A 20,154-nucleotide genomic window follows, 5' to 3' on the forward strand; every position below is an offset into this window, starting at 1 on the left:
CACATGTCAATTGCCCTGATTGCGGGCCTCCAACCGTTCAAGATTCACAACTGTCGACAACATCAGGCGATCATGGCTCCAATCCTCTGTCTGTTGCAGCGACGCGGCACTCAGCGCAAGAAGCGTGGCGAACGTCAACGTCAGCCCCAGGAACAAGGCCGGTAAAGGGGCCGAGACAGGTGGGGCGTCCGTCAAGGCAATAACACGCTGCTGTAGGACGCGCTTGGCTTTGCCCCCGGTGACCAAAGCCACATTCAAAACGCGCGGACGACCCATCGTGACAGTGCGGGCACAATAATCCAGCAGGCAGGTCGTATATTCGCGGGCGTCAATGCGTTTGCGGGCGACCACTGACTGGTCGCAGGCCAATTCGCGCAACCGACCGAACTGATATTTGAGCATCATGTACGCCGGATTCCAGAACAGCAGCGGGCGCAGGATTTCGAAACCTAGCTCCCACTCAACGTCACCGGCGCGGATATGCTGAAACTCATGCGCCAAGGCGAACCGCAACTCGCGCGGGGTGTCCAGAAGGTGGCTGGGCAGTACCACATGGCGACGGCGCAATCCGCGCACCGCAAAGGGAATGGTGATGCGATCTGACAGGCGAATGTCCACCTTGGCGGACCGACGCCAAAGAAAACTGTTGGCGACGGCATTTCGGATCGCCAGCGCGTCGCGGATCGCGCGGGCAGCAAACAGGCTGGCGACAGCGGCCAGAAGTGCCAGCGTGACAGTCACAGCTGTATTATGTCCGGACAGGATGAGATCGACCCATCGTTCGCGGGTGTTGAGCAGTGCCTCGAACTGAGTTGCGGGCATTGCGATTTCGCCCCGCAAATATGCTGACACCGCGATATCGCCCAAACCAACTGCGTGGCCGGGCCATGCAAACGCGGCAAGCGCGGAAACAGCAAGGGCCAATAGCGGGCTGATCAACACACAGATACACAAGGCTTTGAGCGTTCGCAGCTGCGCCACAAATCCGTATCGCAGGGATGTGAGGGCCAGAAGGGCGCGCGCCGCCAGCCATATCACGGCCGAAAGCCCCAGCACGATGTTCAATTCAAGATACGCGTCGAGAACCGGTTTAACCGCTGTCATTTTGCAGTCTCCTCTCTACCAGTGCTCGAATTTCCTCAAGATCATCTTCACTCAGCCCCGCGTCATCCACCAGTCGCGCCACGAGCGTGGCGGGCGTGTCATCGAACAGTGTACGGGACAGGTTTTGAAGCGATCGTGCCTGATACCTGTCTTTTTCCAGAAGGGGCCTGTAGATCAGCGTTTTGCCGTCCTTACGACTTTCGACAAAGCCCTTTTCGTCGAGAATGCGCAGGATTGTGGCACCTGACGTATAGGCCAGATTGCGATCTGGCGGCAGGCGGTCAAGGACATCACGAACCGAGCCTTGTCCGAGGGCCCAGAGTTCGTTCATGAACTCAAGTTCAACCTCGGTCAGCAGATTTGTCGTCTTTTTCTTACGCATCGGTTTCGGTGTCACCATTTTACTTAGTATGCCCGCTAAACAAGCATCCTTTCGCGGTTACGCAAAGCCTAAACTTTCCGGAAAACAAAAACGCCCCAACCGATTGACAGGAAAAGCGGTATCCAAACCGGCTGTCCCACAAACCCAAGCCAAGCCAGGAAGATGTAGACCGAGCCCAGCAGAGTAATGAATAACCTGTCTCCCAAGGTGGTTGTCAGGCCAAGGATTCCGCGGCGTTCGATCCCATCCCGAAATCGGGTGACCTCCAGAATGCCAATCACGGCGATGGCGGAGAAGATGCCAACAAACACAGCCAATGTCGCAGGTGTCCATGCCATCCAGAAATCAGGCCACAGCGGGGCCGTCCAAGAAAATCCCTTTTCTTCTTGCTGGCCAACACTGCCCCATCCGGCTGCGGCCTGCGCCACAGCAGAGGAGGGTAGGAGTAGCGGGAGGGTAAATAAAAGTTTGCGCATATTGAACCTCACACGCGTCCCATCGCGAAACCACGCGCGATGTAGTTGCGGACAAACCAAATGACGATGGCGCCGGGGATAATGGTTAGCGTGCCAGCGGCGGCCAGCAAGCCCAACTCATACCCAGCGCTGGAGGCGGTGCGGGTCATCACAGCAGCAATGGGTTTGGCCTCGACCGCCGTCAGGGTTTTCGCCAGCAGCATTTCCACCCATGAGAACATGAAGCAGAAAAAGGCCGCCACGCCGACCCCGGCCTTGATGTTGGGCAGAAAGATCGTCACGAAAAACCGCGGGAAAGAGTAGCCGTCGACATAGGCGGTTTCATCCAGTTCCTTTGGAATGCCGCGCATGAAGCCCTCCAAGATCCAAACGGCCAGCGGCACGTTGAACAATGTGTGTGCCAGTGCTACTGCCAGATAGGTGTCGAACAGACCGATGGAGGAATAGAGCTGAAAGAACGGCAGGGCAAATACAGCCGCCGGGGCCATCCTGTTGGTCAGCAGCCAGAAGAATAGCTGCTTGTCACCCAGGAACCGATAGCGCGAGAAGGCATAGGCCGCTGGCAGGGCAACACAGACCGAAAGCACCGTGTTCAGAGTCACATAGGTGATTGAGTTGATGTAGCCCCAGTACCAAGTCGGATCGGTGAAGATCGTGATGTAATTCTCCAGCGTAAAGGTCTGAGGGAACAGGGAAAAGCCCGACAGAATCTCGTTCGTGGTCTTGAAGGACATCGCCACCAGCCAATAGATCGGCAGCATCAGGAACGCGATGTACAGGATCGGGATGAGGGAACGCTTTTTCATTCTGCGTCATCCTTTGTCATCAGAGTGTAGAAGAGCCACGACACAAGTAATGTGATGGCGAAATAGATCAGACTCATCGCCGCCGCAGGGCCAAGGTCGAACTGTCCCAACGCGATCTTCACCAGGTCGATCGACAACAAGGTGGTCGAGTTGCCAGGGCCACCGCCGGTCAGAACAAACGGCTCGGTATAGATGTTGAAGCTGTCCATGAACCGCAAAAGGATTGCGATGGTCAGAACTGTCTTCATCTTGGGCAGTTGGATATAGCGGAACACCGACCAAGGGCTGGCACCGTCGATCTTGGCCGCCTGGTAATAGGCGTCCGGGATCGACACGAGGCCCGCATAGCACAGCAGCACCACCAGCGACGTCCAGTGCCAGACATCCATCACAATGACGGTGATCCAGGCCGACAGAGGCTGTTGGGTCATGTCATAATTGATGCCCAGAACGTCATTTAGGAAGTATCCAAGCAGGCCGATCTTGGGCAGGGTAAATATGTTCCACATCGACCCCACCACGTTCCACGGGATCAGCATCGGCAGGGCCATCAGAACCAGACAGACCGGCACCCAAAAGCCTTTGCGCGGCATGGAAAGGGCGACGATGATGCCCAAAGGGACCTCGATGATCAGGATCATGAAGGTAAACAGGAACTGCCGTCCCAAAGCGGCTTGGAAGCGATCAGAGCGCAGGATTTGTTCAAACCAACCAAGCCCTTCCCAGAAGAACTGGTTGTTGCCAAAGGTTTCCTGCACCGAATAGTTGACCACCGTCATCATCGGCACCAGTGCGTTGAACGCGACCAGCGCCAAAACTGGCAGGACAAAGAACCAGGCTCGTTGATTTTCCGTTCTCATTGGGCTCGCTCCTCGGTCGCGATCCAGCCGTCGCGGTACACGCGCGATTGTTCGGGTTTGAATTGCAGGAACACTTGTGATCCAGGCTCGGGGACGCTGTGTTCGGTTACCGCCTTCAGGGCAATATTGCCGACCATGGCGCTGACCACATAGTGGCGGCCAATATCAGAGACCTTGGTGACGTGCGCCGGAATGCCGGTATCACCAAAGCCCACATATTCAGGGCGGATACCCAGATCTGTGCGACCTCCATCGCCTTTAGTGGGTCCCTCTAGCGCTACCTCATGCCCCTCGAAAACCGCGCGATCACCTATGGCTTCGCAGGGTAGGACGTTCATACCAGGAGAGCCGATGAAATGGCCGACAAATGTGTGCTGCGGCCGTTCGAACAGTTCGACGGGCGTGCCGATCTGCACAACTTCACCGTCCTGCATCACGACCACTTCATCTGCGAAGGTTAGCGCCTCGGTCTGGTCGTGGGTCACGTAGATCATCGTGGCTTTGACACGCTGGTGCAACTCTTTCAGCTTGGACCGCAGTTTCCATTTCAGATGCGGGTCGATCACGGTCAGAGGCTCGTCGAACATCACTGCGTTTACGTCATCTCGAACCAGACCGCGACCCATCGAGATTTTCTGTTTGTTGTCTGGGCTCAGACCCGAGGCCTTAGTGCCCAGCATATCCGTCACATCCAGCATCTCGGCGATCTCATCAACACGGCGTTTGATCGTGCTCGCATTCACGCCCCTGTTTTTTAGAGGAAATGCAAGGTTTTCGCCCACGGTCATCGTGTCGTAGATCACAGGGAATTGAAAAACCTGCGCGATGTTGCGCTGATCGGGGGGCAGGGTGGTCACATCGCGATCATCGAACAGAATCTGCCCCTCGGACGGCGTTAGCAGACCCGAGATGATGTTGAGCAGCGTGGATTTTCCACAGCCCGAGGGGCCCAGCAACGCATACGCACCGCCATCACGCCAAGTCACGTCGATTTCCTTTAGCGCATAATCCTCGCGACCTTTCGGTGAAGGCATATAGCTGTGGCGAAGGTTTGAAAGCTTGATCTGAGCCATGTCAGGCCACCCTTTGGCCGTCTTGGCCGAAATACCGGCAATGTGCCGGGTTCATGTAGAAACTGTGATCTTCGCCCACCTCATAAGGGTGCACACCAGCGGCCAAAGAAACCCATGCGTCATTGCCATGCTGGAAATGCGCGCTGGAATCCGAGCCCGACAGCTCGGTCACGATTACGCGGCCTGTCAGTTCCACATCTGCATCCGAGGTGCGGAACGGTGTCACCCGATGCGGGCGGACAGCGACCATGTAATCGCCGTCGGCGATATCGCTGACAGACCAACCGCCGCCGCCGGCCAGTTGCGCCTGTTCACCAGAGACAGTGATCTGCGCCACGTTGATTGGCGGGTCCGAGAACACCCGTGCAGCAGCGATGTTTTCTGGGTTGCGGTAGATATCAGCCGTCGGGCCAAACTGGGTTACGTTGCCGTCCTCCATCAGGGCGGTATGGCCTCCCAACAGCAGCGCCTCCTCGGGTTCTGAGGTAGCGTAGACTACCACAGCGCCGCGCCCGGCAAACAGATCCGGCAATTGCTCACGCAGTTCCTCGCGCAGTTTGTAGTCCAGGTTCGCGAGCGGTTCGTCCAGGAACACTGCGCGGCTTTCCTTGGCAATCGCACGCGCCAGCGCGGTGCGTTGTTGTTGGCCACCCGACAGTTCATGCGGGCGGCGGAGCAACATCGGGCGCAGTTGCAGCAGGTCGGCGGCCTCTTCGACTCGACCTTCAACTTCGCTTTGCGCCATGCCTGCCACGCGAAGCGGCGAGGCGATGTTGTCGAAAACACTCATATGCGGGTAATTCACAAAGAACTGGTGCACGAGGCTGATTTTGCGTTTCTGTGTGTTCAGCCTCGTTACGTCCTGTCCATCCATCAGGACCTTACCCGAGGCGATCGGGTCAAGCCCGGCCATCATTTTGATCAAAGAGGTCTTGCCTGAGCCGGTGGCCCCCAGCAGCACGTTGAAGTGACCGGTGTGCAAAGTCAGGGACGTGGGTTTGATATGGATGACGTTGCCGACCCGTTTGGTCGCGTCTTGTAATTCGATCATGTCTGTGGGTTCCGATCCCGCAGCGCCAAGCGCTGTTTTAGTCTTGGATGGGGATGCCTGAGACGGCATCCCCTGTTTTTGCGGCTTACTGGGACTGCCAGCGCTGCACCAGTTCGTCATAGTTGACGGTCTGGCCTTGCGGCTTTTCGTTCTCCAGCTTGGCCTTGGGCGAGCCTGCTTTTTCCAGCCAGAAGGACGCATCCTGCGGCTCGTTCAGGCGGGGGCCGCAGCCACCGTAGACACCGGCACTTTCATCCGCGGCTTGCATACGGGCCATGGTGATGTCCATCTCTTCAGCCAGACGGTCCATCGCCTCTTGCGGGGTGAACGCGCCCGAGTTCACGTCACCGATCTGCTGCCACCAGATCTGGGCCAGCTTCGGATAGTCCGGCACGTTGATGCCGGTCGGCGACCATGCCACACGATCAGGCGAGCGGTAGAACTCGACCAGACCACCCAGTTTGGGTGCGCGCTCGGTGAACGACTCGTGGTTGACCGAGCTGTCGCGGATGAAGGTCAGACCCACATGGGACTTCTTCACATCGACAGTTTTGGACGTCACGAACTGAGCGTAGAGCCAAGCCGCCTGCGCACGATCCGCAGGGGTCGATTTCAGGAAGGTCCAGGAACCCACGTCCTGATACCCAACCTTTTGGCCTTCTTCCCAATAAGGGCCGTGCGGGCTGGGCGCCATTCGCCACAGCGGCGTGCCTTCGTCATCCACGGTGTTGTTGCCTTCGGACTTCGGCTTCACCATGTCGGCGGTAAAGGCGGTGTACCAGAAGATCTGCTGGGCTACGTTGCCCTGGCTCAGCGCAGGCAGAGACTGGTAAAAGTCATAAGACGCCGCACCCGGAGGAGCGTAGTTCCGCAGCCATTCGTCCCACTTACGGATCGCATAGACCGCAGCCGGGCCGTTAGCGGCACCGCCGCGCGATACCGAAGCACCGACCGGGTTACAGGTGCCAGCTTCCATACGGATGCCCCATTCGTCGACCGGGATACCGTTGGGTTCGCCCACATCGCCAGCACCAGCCATCGACAGCCAGGCGTCGGTCATACGCCAGCCCAGGTCAGGCGCGCGCTTGCCGTAATCCATGTGGCCATAGATCGTGGTGCCGTCGACTTCTTTCACGTCGTTGGTGAAGAAATCGGCGATGTCTTCGTAAGCAGACCAGTTGACTGGAACACCCAGATCATAGCCGTACTTTTCCTTGAAGGCGGCTTTGTTGGCCTCATCATCGAACCAGTCCTTGCGGAACCAGTAGAGGTTGGCGAACTGCTGGTCGGGCAGCTGATACAGCTTGCCGTCCGGACCAGTTGTGAACTGAATGCCCATGAAGTCATCCAGATCCAGCGTCGGCGAAGTCGACGCCGCCCAATCACCGCCCATCATGTCGGTCAGCGGATAGGCCAGTTGTAGACGCGAGTGCGTGCCGATCAGGTCGCTGTCATTGACATAGCCATCATACAGGTTCCGACCTGTCTGAAGCTGAGTCTGAACAGCCTGAACCACTTCGCCCTCACCGAGGATCTGGTGATTGACCTTGATACCCGTGATTTCCTCGAACGCTTTGGTCAGAACCTCGGATTCGTAGGAATGGGTTGGAATGCCTTCGGACAGAACGTTGATTTCCATGCCATTGTAAGGCTGAGCAGCTTCGATGAACCATTGCATTTCCGCCATCTGTTCGTCTTTCGACAGTGTCGATGGCTGGAATTCGTCGTCGATCCAGCGCTGTGCTGCGGCTTCGTCGGCCCAAACAGGACCATGCCCCGCAATGACGGCAGCCGCCGCCACTGCGGAAAGTAGATGTCTCCGCATCTGTTTCCTCCCAAAAAATTATGGTTACCCGGCGCAGACCGGATGACGAACAACATCAGCGATTTTCTGCCTGCGTGTCAAACTAAAAATTTAGTAAATGAAATCGCACTGGTTTTCGCTGGCCAAATTCAACATCATTTCCCATCAGGTTTGAGTGTCTGGGCATCCCTGAACAAGGCGCGTTACACGTTTGGTAAGCGGTTTGATTTAAAGAGTTCTTCGGATTTGGGGTGGAATGGTAGCCCGTAGGGGAATCGAACCCCTCTTTCCAGGTTGAAAACCTGGCGTCCTAACCGATAGACGAACGGGCCACATTGGCAAACCAGCAAGACGGTTGATCAACCATCAATAGGACGCTGGAAAATATATAAAAATACAAGCTGGTAGCCCGTAGGGGAATCGAACCCCTCTTTCCAGGTTGAAAACCTGGCGTCCTAACCGATAGACGAACGGGCCACGCTGGCTTGTGGAGGGCCTTTTACGGTTTCACTCGGACCCCCGCAAGCCGAAAAGTGCAGGGATGTGAAAGTTTTTTGGCATGCGGCACAAGGCCTGAAACAAGGGTTAACTGGCCTCTGCCGCGTCCTCGAGGCGCAGCTGTACATTTTGCCGACCGCCCCATGAATTGATCTCGAGCCGACCCGCAAAATGGAACCGCGCACCGCCGTGATTTGACAGCCGTTGTCCGATCGGCCCATCAAACGCACCAAAGGCTATCGCATCAAGCCCACTGCTCATGCCGTCAGACAAGGACAGTTTCAAATGAGACTCGCCCACGCGCTTGGCAAATCGCACCTGAAGATCAGGCAGAACGTAGCGGGGCGCCGGGGCGCTGGCTCCGAAAGGGCCAGCCTTTTCAATCTGTTCGATCAAATCAACCGTCGCTGCATTGGGCGTCAGGGTACCGTCCAGCTTCAAATCTGCAGGTCCCGCTTGTCCGGCGCCTTGCTTGGCCAACAGCACGCTCAGTCGTTCCATGGCCGGTTCCAACTGGTCACGCTTTACTGTCAGACCCGCCGCCATTTTGTGGCCACCGCCTTTCACCAGCAACCCTTCGGCGGCCAACCTTTGGATCGACGCGCCGAGATCGACACCCGAGACGGATCGACCCGAGCCTTTGCCCTCATCCCCATCAAGTCCGATGACGATGGCGGGGCGGTTTGCGGTTTCTTTCAGGCGTGAGGCAACGATCCCAACGACGCCGGGATGCCAGCCTTCACCGGCGGCCCAGACAAGCGGCGCATCCAGCCCACGATCTTCGGCCTGTTCCAGCGCGGCGGCTCGCACCGAGTTTTCGATATCCCGCCGTTCAGAGTTCAATGCGTCCAAACGCTCGGCCAGGGCTTCAGCCTCGCTCATGGACTCGGTGCTTAGCAGCCGTGCGCCAAGGTCGGCCTGACCAATTCGTCCGCCGGCGTTCACCCTCGGCCCCAGAAGAAAGCCTAAGTGATAACTGTTTGGGGCGGAATCCATTCTTGCCACATCTGACAGAGCCATCAGCCCCGGTCGTTTGCGCGCGGCCATCACCTTCAGCCCCTGCCGCACCAGTGCTCGATTGGCACCGATCAAAGGCGCGACATCCGCGACAGTCGCAAGCGCCACAAGATCAAGCAGAGAGATCAAATCAGGGCCCTTGGTCCCGGCCTCACGCATCTGACGGCCAGCTTCGACAAGCATTAAGAAGACCACGCCTGCCGCGCAAAGATATCCCAGATCGCCGCTTTCATCCTGACGGTTAGGGTTCACTACCGCCACGCAGTCGGGCAGGGTTTCTCCCGCAAGATGGTGATCCAGAACGATGACGTCGGCGCCTTTGGCCGCGGCGATCGGCTCGTGACTCAGCGTGCCGCAGTCCACGCAAATGATCAGGTCATGCGACTTTGTCAGCGCTTGCATAGCCGGTACATTCGGACCATAGCCTTCGTCGATCCGGTCGGGCACATAAAGGGTCGCCTGCATGCCCATCTGGCGCAACCAAACCAATAACAAGGCGGCGGAACTGCCACCGTCCACGTCGTAATCCGCAAAAACTGCGATGCTTTGCTTTTGGTGAGCAGCATGCAGAAACCGGGCTGCCGCAATCTCCATGTCTTTCAGATTGCGCGGGTCAGGCAGGAGTTCTTTCAGCTTGGGCTCCAGAAAGCTCTGTGCTTCCATTGGCGGCACCCCGCGCTGGGCAAGCACCTGACAGACCGCACGCGGAAGGTCGGCCTGTTGCGCCAGCATGTCCGTCGCCCGCTCAACCTCGGGCGTGGGCCCAATCCAGCGCCGACCGGATAATGACTGTTCAACTCCAAGAAAGCCCATCGCTACCCCCTTATACGATAAGGCCGGAACCTTGCGGGCCCGGCCTTTTCATCTTTTTACAAATACTCTCGCCGAAGGCAGTGGCGCAAGCCACTATGCGTCAGTGTGTGACCACATTGGCGTGCGGTAAGACATGCGGCGCACCGATCCGGTCTTAGAACGCATAAGCAGCGTTGTGGTTTCAACCCAGCCGGGCTCGCGCTTGATACGTGGCAACAGCGACCCACCGGTGACGCCGGTCGCGGCAAAGATCACGTCAGCGGTCACCATTTCATCCCGCGTATACACGCGGTTTAGATCGGTGATGCCAGCCTTGGCTGCACGGCCACGTTCGTCATCGTTGCGAAACAGCAGACGGCCAAAAATCTGCCCGCCCATACACTTCAGAGCCGCCGCGGCCAACACGCCTTCGGGCGCGCCACCCTGGCCCATATACATATCGATTCCGGTTTCTTCGCTTTCTGCGCAATGCATCACACCGGCAACGTCGCCGTCCGTGATCAACCGGATAGCAGCGCCTGTCTCGCGCACTTCGGCGATCATCGCTTCGTGGCGCGGGCGTTCCAGAATGCAGACCGTGATGTCTGCAGGCGCGCAGTTTTTGGCTTTGGCCAGCGCCTCGACCCGCTCGCGCGGGCTCATGTCCAGATTGACAACGCCATCCGGATAGCCCGGACCGACGGCCAGTTTGTCCATGTAAACATCGGGCGCGTGCAGCATGGAACCGCGCGGCCCCATGGCGATCACGGTGAGCGCGTTGGGCATATCCTTTGCGGTGAGAGTGGTGCCTTCAAGCGGATCCAACGCGATATCGACGCCAGGACCGTTTCCGGTTCCAACCTCTTCGCCAATATACAGCATTGGCGCTTCGTCCCGTTCGCCTTCACCGATGACGACGACACCCGCAATATCCAGCAGGTTCAACTGCTCACGCATCGCATTCACGGCGGCCTGATCCGCAGCTTTTTCGTCACCGCGCCCGACCAGAGAGGCTGAGGCAAGCGCTGCCTGCTCTGCGACCCGCGCAAGGCCCAGAGACAGCAAGCGGTCGTTGAAATCAATTTTGGCAGCGGTCATGCGATGTAATCCTTTGGTCAGCAAAGACGTTATGTCTGGCATAGCCTGCAGATGGCGCAGGCTGCAAGGGGTCAGACCTGTTCGATCCGAAGTGCAACCGGTTCGCCCGACACCACATCGGTCGCGTGCAGGCCTTCAAGCGCGTGATCCAGTGTGGTTCGGGTGGTTTTGTGTGTCACAATCAATACCGGGGCGGTACTTTCGGAATGTGCGTATTGGCGCATTCGGTCAATCGACACGCCCGCATCGCCTAGAATAGCCGCAACCTTGGCCAGCGCCCCGGGCTTGTCCAGCAACGCGAGGCGCAGGTAGTAAGGGGCCGGTAGGCCGGTACGTGCTGGGGTGGCCTCTTCCAGTGACGCAGCAGGGCGTCCGAATGTTGGAATCTGCAAGCCACGTGCCAGATCACACACATCACCCATCACAGCGCTTGCGGTCGGGCCTTCGCCGGCGCCAGGGCCGCGCAGAACCACCTGCTCGACCGCGTCGCCTTCGATTACGACCATGTTCGTGCCGCCCTCAAGCTGCCCAAGGGGCGAGTCGCTGGGCACCAGACACGGTTGCATCCGTTGTTCCAGGCCACGCGCTGTGCGCTGCGCAACCCCCAACAGCTTGATCCGATAACCCATATCAGCCGCCTGATGGATGTCATCCAAGCTGATCTGCTGGATGCCTTCGATCTCAATCCCGTCAAAATTGGGTTTTGTGCCAAAGGCGATCGACGACAAAAGCGCCAGCTTATGCGCAGCGTCAATACCGCCCACATCAAGGTTGGGATCCGCTTCGAGATACCCCAGCTGCGCGCATTCGTCGAACAGCGCGTTATAGCCCAGTTCCTGCGATTGCATCCGGGTCAGAATGTAATTGCACGTGCCGTTCATAACGCCCATGACGCGGGTGATGTCGTTTCCGGCCAACCCTTCGGTCAGCGCCTTGATCACGGGGATACCACCGGCCACCGCCGCTTCGAACCGGATAACGCGGCCTGAAGCTTCGGCCTTTTCCGCCAGATCCTGACCGTGGATCGCCAGCAAAGCCTTGTTTGCGGTTACCACATCCTTGCCGCTTGACAACGCTGCTTCGACCGATGCTTTGGCGGGGCCGTTTTCGCCCCCCATCAATTCGACGAACACGTCGATATCATCGCGGTTTGCCAAAGTAACTGGGTCGGTTTCCCATGCATATTCGGACAAGCTGACACCGCGATCTTTGTTCGCGTCCCGCGCGGAAACGGCCACAATCTCAATCGGGCGGCCCGTGCGGGCGTGCAGCAGCGCTGCTTGGCGTCGGACGATCCGGACGACACCCACGCCGACCGTTCCCAAGCCCGCAATTCCTAGCCGCAGCGCCTGTGTCATTCCGTGGGTTCCTTTCCGCTCGAATTTCTCTGAATTCGGACGCGTTGTCCGTTCAGCGCTGCCTTAGCGGGTTCGGCGCAAGGGTTCAATCCGTCACCGGTCGGTTGAGGCTTCGAAACCCTGATCTTTAATTGATTTGTGCATTTTGCAGCGCTTGGGCCTTTTTCGCCAACGCTTCGCTGCGGGCTGTCAAATCCTGTTCAACCTCAGCGGCTTCGCTGACCGGGTCAGCGGGGGTTTCAATAATCTCCTGCAACGGAATAAGGCGCGGATAGGCGGCAGATTTCAAAGATTTCGGTTCGCTGCCGTCAAGCTCGGGTATGTCGGCGCATCCGGCGCAGACCAGCAGTAAGGCGAGAAGAGGCAGGGATTTCATGGTGAACCCTTTCAAAGTCCATCGTCCAACTGTGATGCACGTTTTGTAGGGTTGGTTCAAGCGGGGTTCTATTTGAACATGTGTTCAGATACGGTCACCGAATGGCACGCACCCAAGGTTCACATTCCGACATAACAGGCCCGCGAATTCGCGAAGCCGCTATAAGGCTTTTTGCGCGTCACGGCTATGCTGCGGTCTCAATGCGCCAGATTGCGAAGGACGTAGGTGTGCAGGCAGGTGCCCTGTACAATTACACACCCGACAAACAGAGCCTGTTGTATCGATTGATGCGGGATCACATGCGGGAGTTGCTGACGGCCTATGATGCATTGGGGCAGGGCGGTGATGCACAGGATGCGTTGCGCCGTTTTGTCGGGTTTCACATACGTTTTCATCTTGAACGCCCAGACGAAGTTTTTATCGCCTACATGGAGCTTCGCAATCTAACTCCGGACAATTTTGCCGAGATCGAGGATTTGCGCCGAAAGTACGAAAACGAGCTTGAGGGCATTCTGCACCAAGGGCAGCAATCCGGGCTGTTTTCGATTGCAGATACCAAGATCGCCACTTTGGCGGTGATCGCCATGCTTAACGGCGTGATGACCTGGTACCGATCCGGTGGACGATTGTCGCTGGACGAGGTCGAGCAAGCCTATTGGGATATGGTGCGTCGGTCGGTGACGGCCTGATTCATTTTGGATCAGGCCGTTGTTTCGTCAGTGTGCTGGCCGAATGAAAGATCCATTCCGCAGTTCCCGAAACGCTTGTTCCAGCTCCGCTTGGGTATTCATGACGATTGGGCCGTGCCAGGCGACCGGCTCATCAATCGGAGCGCCGGAGATCAACAAAAAGCGCGTGCCCTCCGGGCCGGCCTGAACGGTAATCTCATCCCCGGTGCCAAAGCGGACCAGCGTTCTGTCTCCTGACATGTCGCGGATGTTGACCTCTTGCCCGGCAACTTCTTTTTCCAACAAAACCCCAGAGGGCTGTGAGGCATCTGCAAAGGCGGCCTGACCCTGGAACACATATGCGAAGGCGCGGCGATAGGTATCGACGCGAAAGGTTTTTTTGACGCCTGACGGGATGTGAATGTCCAGGTATTGAGGATCCGCGGCGATACCATCGACCGGCCCGGTTTTCCCCCAGAACTCTCCCACTATCACCCGCACGGTTGTTCCATCGTCGTCCGTGATCTCGGGGATGTCCTTGCCTTGCACATCCTGATACCGTGGCGCCGTCATTTTCTGATCCGAGGGCAGGTTGCCCCATAGCTGAAAACCATGCATCTGGCCGGAGGTGTTTCCGTGGGGCATTTCCTGATGCAGAATGCCCGACCCGGCTGTCATCCATTGCACATCTCCTGCGCCCAGCGTGCCGCTGTTGCCTAGCGAATCTGAATGCTCGACCGTGCCGGACAATACATAGGTAATCGTCTCGATACCCCGGTGTGGATGCCAGGGAAAACCAGCTTGGTAGTCTTGTGGCCGTTCATTGCGGAAGTCGTCAAATAGCAGAAATGGATCAAGTTCCGACGGATCCTGAAACCCAAATGCGCGATGTAATTTTACGCCAGCTCCCTCCATCGTGGCTACAGCGTGTCGGGTTTCCAATGTGGGTCGCAAGGACATGTCGGCCTCCTATTTGTTTGACCTGCACTTATTCTTTTTGTCATCACGGTCAATTTGCGGAGACACACCATGCCTGTGCAAAATTGTCAGGGTTTATGGGGCCTGTTGTTCACGAAAGAAAGCAGTTAGGTGAAGGCCAGGCAAACAGGAGGCATCAATGCAAGACGAAGTGCTGGCGACGGTCCAGGCGTCATCGCCCAGACGATGGGCTGGGGTCGGAATGCTGACCACTGTTGGTGCCTTGGTGATTTACGTCGCACTTGCCTCACCGCCCGAACTGGTTTGGCAGGTCTTTCTTTTAGGCGTTGGTGCCGCCACGCTGTGGTTGGCGCATCGTATGTGGCAGTCGACGCTTGATCGCATCGAACTGACGCGTTCGGAATTGCGCACCGCCACCGGGTGTGTAATTGCCGAGGTTGCGGATATTGAATCCGTGGATCGTGGTGTTTTTGCCTTCAAACCGTCAAACGGATTTCTGGTTCGCACTCGAACCAAGGGCCCAAACAGGTGGGCTCCGGGCTTGTGGTGGCGTATGGGTCATCGCATTGGCGTGGGTGGCGTCACAGCCGCCTCAGAAGCCAAGTTCATGTCAGAAATGCTGACTGCGATGCTGGTCGAGCGGGCAGGCGGTTAGCAGCCCGTAGGTGCCTCAGCGATTTGGTGATATCCGCGCGGCTGGGTGAAGATGAATTTTTCAATCGAAAACTCGTTGTCGCCAAAACCAATCTTGAACGGACGCGTGTAGTGGTCTGTGGTTTCCACCAAGATCATTGTCGCGTTGTCAGCCATAACCGGAATACGATCTTTGTAGTCCAGAACGGTCGCATCGGTTAGTTCTTCGTAGTTTTCTCCGCGCTCACACGACCACAAGACATAGTGACGTTCATCGGGCTGATCCCACCTTACAAACGAAACGCGCATTGAAACCGCCGACCGATCTGCAATCATGAACTTTTGCAGATCATACATCGTGGTTATGTACTGGGCATTCACTTCGTTTTTCTCGCGGGAAAGGATATCCGCGATGGCATAGGCCGCTTTCAGGTTTCGCGCACTCTGACGATAGCCGTCAAAATACGTGTACGACGTCCACATGGACCAGAAGAGCAACGGAAAGACCATAATGGCCTCAATGCTTACAACGCCGTCTTGCTTTCGGAAAAATCGACCGAAAAACCCTGAAGAAGATGTGAAAGGTATGCGCTTAAGCCGGTTCATGGACAAACACCGTTGTTGCATGCAGTTCGTACTGGCCATCGGGATCCCGGGCCGCCAGTTTTCCAAGCGTAGTGCCATTGAAAAGCGGATAGATCTCAATGCACGCTCGGATGATCATCAGCTCATTAGAGCTTCCAGGAGTGAACACCTGGTCGTCTTTGCCCCGCACGTCTTCTGGGGTGTCGACGCAAAATGGATTGGCGTCCAGCACAGGATTGTTGGACCGCGGGTCAATCGACTTCATTTCCAGAGCAAGACTGTCGTTGCAATCCGGAAGCGCCCCAGCTTTGTCGCAGATGATCTGCTTGAGGAGCGTGTGCGTCCAAATCGCGCCGTCACTCGCGTCATACTTCGCGATGTGGTTCATCCGAACATCCTGGATCGTTTCATCAAGCGCGCGCTCCAGGTTCGCATGGTTATAGGCGACAATGCCCAACTCTACGCCCGAGTAGGTGGTCATCATGAAAATCGGGAACCACATTATGAATTCAATGGTTGCCATGCCTTCTTCGTCGCGACGAAACAGGCGTAACTTTTTGGTCAAGCGCTTCATCATTGGGTCAGCCTCAGGTTGCGGATGCTTGAACCGATCGACGCAAAGACATCCGGAAGGTTGCCCACGGTCGCTTCATAGTAGGCGCCATCATCACTTTTGCACGTCTTAAGGATTGCCTTGCCAGCGCTCGGTGCTTCCAGAGCAATCGTAAAGATCACGACCTTCTTCACGTCCCTCGCGTAGGCGCACATGGCGGTAACGCGCGGGTCTTTGGTCGAGCGCCCGCTTGAGGATACGGCATCGTAGTACCAGTTGTATGCGAAGGTCGAACCATAATAGTCGCGGAAATCTTCGTAGATTTGGTATCGCGTGGTGCTTTCCCAAAGGCTCGGCCACGTGAGGTGCTCGGATGGCGTAACCGGTGGCGTCATGTCAGCATATTTAACAAGCCGGGACGTACTATAGTCGAATGCGCTGCAAATCCCGTCGGAAAAAGAAAGGCAGCGGTACTGAATGAAACCTCGCTCGTAGCCGTCGGTTGACACTTCAGCATCTGCTTCTTCGATAACAGTCATAGTGCTTGGATCAACAAAAGTGCTGCCATACCCGGCAGGTTGAAGTTGTTCGCGCGCCCAGTAGAAGTTGAGATCGCTATCCCACTCCCAAATATCAACGTTGGGCCAGTAGTACCGGGCACTATTTCCGGTGTAGATTTCACCATCTACAAGTTGGGCGTATGAAACATACTCGCCCTCCACGCCTTCGTCATCATTCCACCAGATACCGGACTTACCGGCACGGTGAGGATCATTTACCCAATACTGCGAGGTGTTGGCGCCATCTGTCATAAGAACCATGACTTTCATGGTGTCGCCGCTTGCAACGTTGGAAGGGCGTGTCGCGAACTCGGCAGGTACATCGCCTTTTGCAGCGAGTGAGGCGACGACGGGTCTAAAGCTTTCGTCCAGCAGAGTAAGCCCCCACTTGACACCCAAGTCGATAGAAGTGTTTCCGCCAGCTTGGAAATCAGCAATCTTCTGCTTTAGAATGTTGGCGTCTTTTTGGTGAACCATGACCTCACGGTTCGTATCACTCTCGCAAATTTCACTATAAACAAGAGTGTTGTCGGGGCGCCGGTCATAGTCGCCCCAATGGGTGAAATGCAACGTCCGTTCGCGGATCAAGTTCCGATCAAAACTGCTTGTCGAAAACTCAGTGTCCTCGAAGTTTATGCAGTTTGCATGAGGGTTTGTGCCTGTCGTGGGCAATTCGGCCATCAGCGTGTCTGGCAAAGACACCTGCGTGGCGTAAGGGACGATCGAGATAGACAGCTTGCCGTCTTCGGTTTTGTCGACCATCTCTTGCACGAAATTCTGAGCGGCCAATTTGAGTGTGGTCAGGCGGTTGTTGTTGTTCATCGATCCGGACACGTCGAGAACCATTGAAATCTCAACGTTACCAATAGCTTCTTCCGCGACGCTGACCACCGAGGTTGCGATCGAGTCAACTTCCCACCACTGCATGAAGTGCATCTTCACGTCCATTTTGGCGCTTGCTTCAACACGACGGTAGCCTTGGACAGTCACTGCCTGCGAGCCGCAGAGGTCCGGAGTAACGATTGGCTCTCCGACCAGATACTCAGCCAGCCCCTCCTTCTCGAGATAATCTTTTATCACAACCGCGGGGCAAAGATCCTGTTCAAGGTCGGCGGCTGCCAGAACGGCACGGTCGAGAGAATACTGAAGTCTGGCGCGCTCGTGGTCAAAGCGCATGATATCGACAGCAAAACCGCCAACAGTAAAGATGATCAATATGAGGGTTAGAGCCAGAATGGTCATAAGACCTTCTTCGGATTTCACAAAGGATTCCGAAGTGTGCCGACACCTGTCCGCTTGCTTTATTTTTGTCAATTTTAACTTACAAACGAAATTTTTCATAACTTGTCCCTCTACCGGTCAGGCGCACTGATCCCAGTTCTTGGCAAGTTTAACTATTTAGACTTTGATCGTGGCAAGATTTGGGCAGTGTCGCCACTATGGTGCTATTATTGAATGAAAATTGGCCGTAGTTCTTGGTGGAGTATTGGGTTTGTTTCGCCTCTGCGAACAATGCCCGTCCGGCGAGTAAAAAACGACTCAGGGATGATTTTGGTAAGACCTCGTTCATAAAATGATTAAAAAATGTACATTTGAAGATTGCAGCATTTGTTCAGTGGTGCGACAAAACGTCATGACATTTGTCAGTTACCGGCACGGAGGATTTTATGACCGGCACTAAAGAACCTAGCTTTCGTGAAAGTGTTGATCTGATGTTCAACAGGGCGGCGTCCCTGATGGATTTGCCGCCTGGGCTGGAACAAAAAATCCGAGTCTGCAACGCCACTTACACTGTTCGTTTTGGTGTCCGCCTGCGCGGTGAGATCCACACGTTCACTGGTTATCGATCTGTCCACTCTGAACATATGGAGCCGGTCAAGGGCGGTATTCGCTATGCAATGGCCGTGAACCAGGACGAAGTTGAAGCGCTTGCTGCGTTGATGACTTATAAATGCGCTTTGGTTGAAACTCCGTTCGGGGGGTCGAAAGGTGGGCTCTGCATTGACCCCCGGCAATACGAAGAACACGAATTGGAGCAGATCACCCGGCGCTTTGCCTATGAACTCGCGAAGCGTGACCTGATCAACCCGTCGCAAAACGTCCCAGCCCCGGACATGGGTACGGGTGAGCGTGAAATGGCCTGGATGGCAGACCAATACGCACGGATGAACACGACCGATATCAATGCGCGTGCTTGCGTAACGGGCAAGCCATTGAATGCAGGTGGCATCGCAGGGCGGGTCGAGGCAACCGGGCGTGGAGTCCAATATGCGCTGCGCGAGTTCTTCCGTCACCCGGAAGATATCGCCAAGGCTGGCCTGTCCGGTAAGCTGGATGGCAAGCGCATTGTTGTTCAGGGTCTTGGCAACGTGGGGTATCACGCCGCCAAATTCCTGAGTGAAGAAGACGGCGCGATCATTGTTGGCATCATCGAATGGGATGGTGCGCTGTATAATCCCGAAGGCATTGATGTCGAAGCGGTGCGGCAGTGGATCGTCAAACATGGTGGCGTCAGTGACTACCCGGATGCGACGCATTCCGCCGAGGGAGCGGCAGTGTTGGAGGAAGAGTGCGACATCTTGATCCCGGCTGCTTTGGAGGGCGTGATCAACCTGGATAACGCGGATCGGATAAAGGCACCTCTGATCATTGAGGCAGCGAACGGCCCGGTGACGGCGGGTGCTGATGAAGTGCTTCGGAAAAAAGGCACGGTTATCATTCCGGATATGTATGCCAATGCCGGCGGTGTGACCGTGTCGTACTTTGAATGGGTCAAAAACCTTAGCCATATCCGGTTTGGCCGCATGCAGCGCCGTCAGGAAGAAGCCCGGCATGAACTGATCGTCAGTGAATTGGAGCGGTTGGACCGTTACCTTGGCGACGCCTGGACAATGTCACCAAACTTCAAGTCGAAGTACCTAAAAGGTGCTGATGAGCTTGAACTGGTCCGCTCTGGCCTGGATGACACCATGCGCATTGCATACCAGTCGATGCGCGAGGTTTGGCACAGCCGTGACGACGTTGAGGATCTGCGAACTGCTGCGTATATCGTGGCCATTGATCGGGTCTCAAGCAGCTACCGCGCCAAAGGGCTTTGAGCTTTTAGGTTGGGCATTCCCGCTATGCTGGATTGCCCAACCTTTGCCGTCTCGTAAAAAAGGACGATGGAAGGCCACGCCTTGCCCGGGTAAGCTGTGCCAAGAAACGATTCCGGGAGATCCCAATGTTGCGTATTGCCATCGCTGCCGCCGTGCTGGCCACCCCTCTGGCTGCCGCCGAGACTAAGGAACAAAGCTGCCAGTATCAGGCTGACGTGGTCGCCGCGGTTCAGCAAGCACGGCTGGACAGAGTCAAAGAACGCGACGTGCCACAGGCGGTTTCTGATACGGAGCCGACATGGCCCGAGAGCTACAATGCCGCTGTTCCGTTGATCACGCCCTGGGTCTACGAACAAAAGATGCGCGATGTGCGCAAAAAAGATCTGGGTGCGGCCTGGTTGGAGTTGTGTCTGCAGCAGTAAT

20 protein-coding genes and 2 tRNA genes are annotated in these 20,154 nt (G+C 56.4%); 4 read left to right on the plus strand and 18 right to left on the minus strand.

Going from position 1 to position 20,154, the window contains the following annotated elements:
• Nucleotides 1-6 precede the first annotated feature (6 nt).
• The 14 genes from Q1B13_RS05375 to Q1B13_RS05440 form a co-directional block, all read right to left on the minus strand.
• Entirely contained in the window at nucleotides 7-1,104 is a 1,098-nt protein-coding gene (locus Q1B13_RS05375; protein ID WP_299078121.1) for a M56 family metallopeptidase, read from the minus strand.
• On the minus strand, nucleotides 1,091-1,486 hold the full coding sequence (locus Q1B13_RS05380; RefSeq protein WP_299078124.1) for a BlaI/MecI/CopY family transcriptional regulator: 396 nt from the start codon (nucleotides 1,484-1,486) through the stop codon (nucleotides 1,091-1,093). The genes Q1B13_RS05375 and Q1B13_RS05380 overlap by 14 nt, the downstream gene beginning before the upstream one ends.
• A 68-nt stretch (nucleotides 1,487-1,554) precedes the next feature.
• Nucleotides 1,555-1,962, minus strand: a complete 408-nt coding sequence (locus Q1B13_RS05385) for a DUF2160 domain-containing protein (RefSeq protein WP_298932741.1) — start codon at nucleotides 1,960-1,962, stop codon at nucleotides 1,555-1,557.
• A gap of 8 nt (nucleotides 1,963-1,970) precedes the next feature.
• On the minus strand, nucleotides 1,971-2,768 hold the full coding sequence (locus Q1B13_RS05390; protein WP_170346512.1) for a carbohydrate ABC transporter permease: 798 nt from the start codon (nucleotides 2,766-2,768) through the stop codon (nucleotides 1,971-1,973).
• A complete protein-coding gene (locus Q1B13_RS05395; RefSeq protein ID WP_085821869.1) occupies nucleotides 2,765-3,628 on the minus strand; it encodes a carbohydrate ABC transporter permease in 864 nt (287 codons plus the stop codon). Before Q1B13_RS05395 ends, Q1B13_RS05390 begins: the two co-directional genes overlap by 4 nt.
• Nucleotides 3,625-4,701 carry an ABC transporter ATP-binding protein gene (locus Q1B13_RS05400; protein WP_299078127.1) on the minus strand — a complete coding sequence of 359 codons (1,077 nt, stop codon included), beginning with the start codon at nucleotides 4,699-4,701 and terminating at the stop codon, nucleotides 3,625-3,627. The genes Q1B13_RS05395 and Q1B13_RS05400 overlap by 4 nt, the downstream gene beginning before the upstream one ends.
• A 1-nt stretch (nucleotide 4,702) precedes the next feature.
• Complete coding sequence (locus tag Q1B13_RS05405; protein ID WP_299078130.1) at nucleotides 4,703-5,752, minus strand: ABC transporter ATP-binding protein; 1,050 nt, start codon at nucleotides 5,750-5,752, stop codon at nucleotides 4,703-4,705.
• An 85-nt stretch (nucleotides 5,753-5,837) separates the two neighbouring features.
• Nucleotides 5,838-7,577 (minus strand): ABC transporter substrate-binding protein, encoded by a 1,740-nt coding sequence (locus tag Q1B13_RS05410; protein WP_298932728.1) that lies wholly within the window; start codon nucleotides 7,575-7,577, stop codon nucleotides 5,838-5,840.
• A 236-nt stretch (nucleotides 7,578-7,813) separates the two neighbouring features.
• A tRNA-Glu gene (locus Q1B13_RS05415) sits at nucleotides 7,814-7,888 on the minus strand.
• A gap of 70 nt (nucleotides 7,889-7,958) precedes the next feature.
• Nucleotides 7,959-8,033, minus strand: a tRNA-Glu gene (locus Q1B13_RS05420).
• 108 nt (nucleotides 8,034-8,141) lie between these two features.
• Nucleotides 8,142-9,884, minus strand: coding sequence for a single-stranded-DNA-specific exonuclease RecJ (gene recJ, locus Q1B13_RS05425; RefSeq protein WP_299078133.1), 1,743 nt, complete (start codon nucleotides 9,882-9,884; stop codon nucleotides 8,142-8,144).
• Nucleotides 9,885-9,977: 93 nt separating this feature from the next.
• Complete coding sequence (gene glpX, locus Q1B13_RS05430; RefSeq protein WP_299078135.1) at nucleotides 9,978-10,961, minus strand: class II fructose-bisphosphatase; 984 nt, start codon at nucleotides 10,959-10,961, stop codon at nucleotides 9,978-9,980.
• A 71-nt stretch (nucleotides 10,962-11,032) separates the two neighbouring features.
• Nucleotides 11,033-12,319: a homoserine dehydrogenase gene (locus Q1B13_RS05435; protein WP_299078138.1), complete on the minus strand. Its 1,287-nt coding sequence runs from the start codon at nucleotides 12,317-12,319 to the stop codon at nucleotides 11,033-11,035.
• A 127-nt stretch (nucleotides 12,320-12,446) separates the two neighbouring features.
• Nucleotides 12,447-12,695: a hypothetical protein gene (locus tag Q1B13_RS05440; protein WP_298932719.1), complete on the minus strand. Its 249-nt coding sequence runs from the start codon at nucleotides 12,693-12,695 to the stop codon at nucleotides 12,447-12,449.
• Nucleotides 12,696-12,796: 101 nt separating this feature from the next.
• Between Q1B13_RS05440 and Q1B13_RS05445 the strand changes: the two genes are divergently transcribed.
• The gene (locus Q1B13_RS05445) at nucleotides 12,797-13,384 is read left to right on the plus strand and encodes a TetR/AcrR family transcriptional regulator (RefSeq protein WP_298932718.1); all 588 of its coding nucleotides are present in this window, start codon (nucleotides 12,797-12,799) and stop codon (nucleotides 13,382-13,384) included.
• 27 nt (nucleotides 13,385-13,411) lie between these two features.
• On the opposite strand, the gene Q1B13_RS05450 is transcribed toward Q1B13_RS05445, so the two are convergent.
• The gene (locus Q1B13_RS05450) at nucleotides 13,412-14,323 is read right to left on the minus strand and encodes a pirin family protein (protein ID WP_299078141.1); all 912 of its coding nucleotides are present in this window, start codon (nucleotides 14,321-14,323) and stop codon (nucleotides 13,412-13,414) included.
• Between the two features lie 157 nt (nucleotides 14,324-14,480).
• Here Q1B13_RS05450 and Q1B13_RS05455 point away from each other — a divergent pair, with 157 nt between their 5' ends.
• Complete coding sequence (locus tag Q1B13_RS05455; protein WP_299078144.1) at nucleotides 14,481-14,957, plus strand: hypothetical protein; 477 nt, start codon at nucleotides 14,481-14,483, stop codon at nucleotides 14,955-14,957.
• Here Q1B13_RS05455 and Q1B13_RS05460 read toward each other — a convergent pair.
• The 3 genes from Q1B13_RS05460 to Q1B13_RS05470 all read right to left on the minus strand — a co-directional run bounded on the left by Q1B13_RS05460 (nucleotide 14,954) and on the right by Q1B13_RS05470 (nucleotide 17,896).
• Nucleotides 14,954-15,418 (minus strand): hypothetical protein, encoded by a 465-nt coding sequence (locus tag Q1B13_RS05460; RefSeq protein ID WP_299799727.1) that lies wholly within the window; start codon nucleotides 15,416-15,418, stop codon nucleotides 14,954-14,956. The genes Q1B13_RS05455 and Q1B13_RS05460 overlap by 4 nt on opposite strands.
• A gap of 109 nt (nucleotides 15,419-15,527) precedes the next feature.
• Nucleotides 15,528-16,094, minus strand: coding sequence for a TadE/TadG family type IV pilus assembly protein (locus tag Q1B13_RS05465; RefSeq protein WP_299799745.1), 567 nt, complete (start codon nucleotides 16,092-16,094; stop codon nucleotides 15,528-15,530).
• Complete coding sequence (locus tag Q1B13_RS05470) at nucleotides 16,094-17,896, minus strand: pilus assembly protein TadG-related protein (protein ID WP_299078150.1); 1,803 nt, start codon at nucleotides 17,894-17,896, stop codon at nucleotides 16,094-16,096. The genes Q1B13_RS05465 and Q1B13_RS05470 overlap by 1 nt, the downstream gene beginning before the upstream one ends.
• A gap of 404 nt (nucleotides 17,897-18,300) precedes the next feature.
• On the opposite strand from Q1B13_RS05470, the gene Q1B13_RS05475 reads away from it, so the two are divergent.
• Together Q1B13_RS05475 and Q1B13_RS05480 are read left to right on the plus strand one after the other, a co-directional pair.
• Nucleotides 18,301-19,731: a Glu/Leu/Phe/Val dehydrogenase gene (locus Q1B13_RS05475; protein WP_299078152.1), complete on the plus strand. Its 1,431-nt coding sequence runs from the start codon at nucleotides 18,301-18,303 to the stop codon at nucleotides 19,729-19,731.
• A 125-nt stretch (nucleotides 19,732-19,856) separates the two neighbouring features.
• Nucleotides 19,857-20,153, plus strand: a complete 297-nt coding sequence (locus Q1B13_RS05480; RefSeq protein WP_299078155.1) for a hypothetical protein — start codon at nucleotides 19,857-19,859, stop codon at nucleotides 20,151-20,153.
• Nucleotide 20,154: the final 1 nt, after the last annotated feature.

It is taken from the genome of uncultured Ruegeria sp. (assembly GCF_947489545.1).
Lineage (GTDB): Bacteria > Pseudomonadota > Alphaproteobacteria > Rhodobacterales > Rhodobacteraceae > Ruegeria.

Bases quoted from the DNA above. Each gene is read 5' to 3' on its own strand.
- Q1B13_RS05385 (WP_298932741.1), bottom strand. From the start codon at position 1,962: ATGCGCAAACTTTTATTTACCCTCCCGCTACTCCTACCCTCCTCTGCT.
- Q1B13_RS05455 (WP_299078144.1), top strand. From the start codon at position 14,481: ATGCAAGACGAAGTGCTGGCGACGGTCCAGGCGTCATCGCCCAGACGA.
- Q1B13_RS05465 (WP_299799745.1), bottom strand. From the start codon at position 16,094: ATGAAGCGCTTGACCAAAAAGTTACGCCTGTTTCGTCGCGACGAAGAA.
- Q1B13_RS05475 (WP_299078152.1), top strand. From the start codon at position 18,301: ATGACCGGCACTAAAGAACCTAGCTTTCGTGAAAGTGTTGATCTGATG.
- Q1B13_RS05440 (WP_298932719.1), bottom strand. From the start codon at position 12,695: ATGAAATCCCTGCCTCTTCTCGCCTTACTGCTGGTCTGCGCCGGATGC.
- Q1B13_RS05410 (WP_298932728.1), bottom strand. From the start codon at position 7,577: ATGCGGAGACATCTACTTTCCGCAGTGGCGGCGGCTGCCGTCATTGCG.
- Q1B13_RS05460 (WP_299799727.1), bottom strand. From the start codon at position 15,418: ATGTGGACGTCGTACACGTATTTTGACGGCTATCGTCAGAGTGCGCGA.
- Q1B13_RS05375 (WP_299078121.1), bottom strand. From the start codon at position 1,104: ATGACAGCGGTTAAACCGGTTCTCGACGCGTATCTTGAATTGAACATC.
- Q1B13_RS05480 (WP_299078155.1), top strand. From the start codon at position 19,857: ATGTTGCGTATTGCCATCGCTGCCGCCGTGCTGGCCACCCCTCTGGCT.
- glpX (WP_299078135.1), bottom strand. From the start codon at position 10,961: ATGACCGCTGCCAAAATTGATTTCAACGACCGCTTGCTGTCTCTGGGC.
- Q1B13_RS05380 (WP_299078124.1), bottom strand. From the start codon at position 1,486: ATGCGTAAGAAAAAGACGACAAATCTGCTGACCGAGGTTGAACTTGAG.
- Q1B13_RS05390 (WP_170346512.1), bottom strand. From the start codon at position 2,768: ATGAAAAAGCGTTCCCTCATCCCGATCCTGTACATCGCGTTCCTGATG.
- Q1B13_RS05435 (WP_299078138.1), bottom strand. From the start codon at position 12,319: ATGACACAGGCGCTGCGGCTAGGAATTGCGGGCTTGGGAACGGTCGGC.
- Q1B13_RS05405 (WP_299078130.1), bottom strand. From the start codon at position 5,752: ATGATCGAATTACAAGACGCGACCAAACGGGTCGGCAACGTCATCCAT.
- Q1B13_RS05450 (WP_299078141.1), bottom strand. From the start codon at position 14,323: ATGTCCTTGCGACCCACATTGGAAACCCGACACGCTGTAGCCACGATG.
- Q1B13_RS05395 (WP_085821869.1), bottom strand. From the start codon at position 3,628: ATGAGAACGGAAAATCAACGAGCCTGGTTCTTTGTCCTGCCAGTTTTG.
- recJ (WP_299078133.1), bottom strand. From the start codon at position 9,884: ATGGGCTTTCTTGGAGTTGAACAGTCATTATCCGGTCGGCGCTGGATT.
- Q1B13_RS05400 (WP_299078127.1), bottom strand. From the start codon at position 4,701: ATGGCTCAGATCAAGCTTTCAAACCTTCGCCACAGCTATATGCCTTCA.
- Q1B13_RS05445 (WP_298932718.1), top strand. From the start codon at position 12,797: ATGGCACGCACCCAAGGTTCACATTCCGACATAACAGGCCCGCGAATT.